Origin of the sequence: Stenotrophomonas pictorum JCM 9942 (assembly GCF_001310775.1) — a bacterium.
Lineage (GTDB): Bacteria > Pseudomonadota > Gammaproteobacteria > Xanthomonadales > Xanthomonadaceae > Stenotrophomonas > Stenotrophomonas pictorum.
The window spans coordinates 1-1531 of record NZ_BAZI01000524.1 but is presented as its reverse complement, the minus strand read 5'-3'; the positions used below and the strand labels follow the sequence as shown (position 1 = coordinate 1531).

General features: G+C 66.9%; 1 protein-coding gene. It reads right to left on the bottom strand.

Annotated features, from left to right (window positions below):
• The coding region (gene hmpA / locus JCM9942_RS15685) for an NO-inducible flavohemoprotein (protein ID WP_218185511.1) at positions 1–1287 on the bottom strand (1287 nt) is incomplete at its 3' end.
• Between the last annotated feature and the right edge of the window lie 244 nt (positions 1288–1531).

The following is a 1531-nucleotide window of genomic DNA, read 5'->3' as shown; positions in this document are numbered from 1 at the left end:
TGCCGCCGCCTGGCCCTGCCGTGGGGGCTTGCGGCAGGGGCAAACAAACAGGCCGGCGGATTGCCCCGCCGGCCTGCCGCCCCTCAACACGGTGTGCCTGCGCGGCTCAGGCGTCCAGCGCCGCGGCCGGGCCGAAGAACTCGTAGTGGCTCTGGCTTCGGGCACGCCGGCAGCGCGCAGCAGTTGCTTGACCTGCGCCATGAACGGCTTGGGGCCGAGGAAGTAGGCATCCAGGTCGCGTTCGGCCGGCAGCCACTGCTCCAGCAGTTCGCGCGAGAGGAAACCTTCAGCGTCGGCCTGGTCGCCCGGCAGCGCTTCGCTGTAGCAGGTGTAGCTGCGCAGCTGCGGATGCTGCTGCTGCTTTTCGGCGATCAGCTCGCGGAACGCATGCACCTGGCCGTTGCGCGCGCAATGGATGAAATGCACCTCGCGGCCGCTGGCCAGCGCCTGTTCCAGCATCGGCAGGGTCGGGGTGATGCCGACGCCGGCGCTGATCAGTGCCAGCGGCTTGTCGCTGACCTGCAGGGTGAAATCGCCGGCCGGGGCGAACAGCTCCAGGGTGTCGCCGACGTGCACATGGTTGTGCAGGTGGTTGGAGACCAGCCCCTGGTGCTGCTGCTTGACGCTGATGCGGTAGCCCACGCCATCGGCCGCGCGCGAGAGCGAATAGTTGCGGCGCACCTCCTTGCCGTCCAGCACCAGCGTCATGCCGATGTACTGGCCCGGCTGGAAGTCCACCACCGCGCCGCCGTCGGCTGGCACCAGATGGAAGGAGACGATTTCCGCGCTCTCGCGCACCTTGTCGGCGACGCGGAAGGTGCGGGCGCCACGCCAGCCGCCGGGCGCGCTTTCATTGGCCGCGTACACCGATTCCTCGGCACCGATCAGGATGTCGGCCAGCATCTGGTAGGCCGCGCCCCAGGCTTCGAGGATCTCGTCGGTGGCCACCTCCGCCCCCAGCACCTCGCGGATCGCGCGCAGCAAATAATGGCCGACGATCGGGTAGTGCTCGGGCAGCACCTGCAGGGCGACGTGCTTGTGCACGATCTGGCCGACCAGCGGGCCCAGCGCCTCGAGCCGGTCGATGTGCTTGGCGTACATCAGCACCGCGTTGGCCAGGGCCCGGGCCTGGTTGCCGCTGGCCTGGTGGGCCTGGTTGAACAACGGCTGCACCTGCTCGTTCTCGGTCAGCATCAGCCCGTAGAAATGGGTGGTGAGAGCTTCACCACCGGTTTCCAGCAGCGGGATGGTGGCTTTGATCAGGTCGCGTTGGGTGGGGCTCAGCATTGCGTGTTTCTCGGGTTGCTTCAGGAGTACCCTGTGTATTCCACGTTCCGTGCCAGCTTTTGAATCCATGAAAATCAACGGGTTGCGATTTCGGCGGGTTGAAATGACCCGCAGTTCTCCGAGTCAATCGGACTCGCAGGTGTCGAAATGACCCGCAGTCCGTTCATGGCCGCGATCATCCCGCTGGTCGATGACCTGTCGCGCGACCTGCCCGAGGCCGAGCGCTACCGGCGCCTGCTGCAGG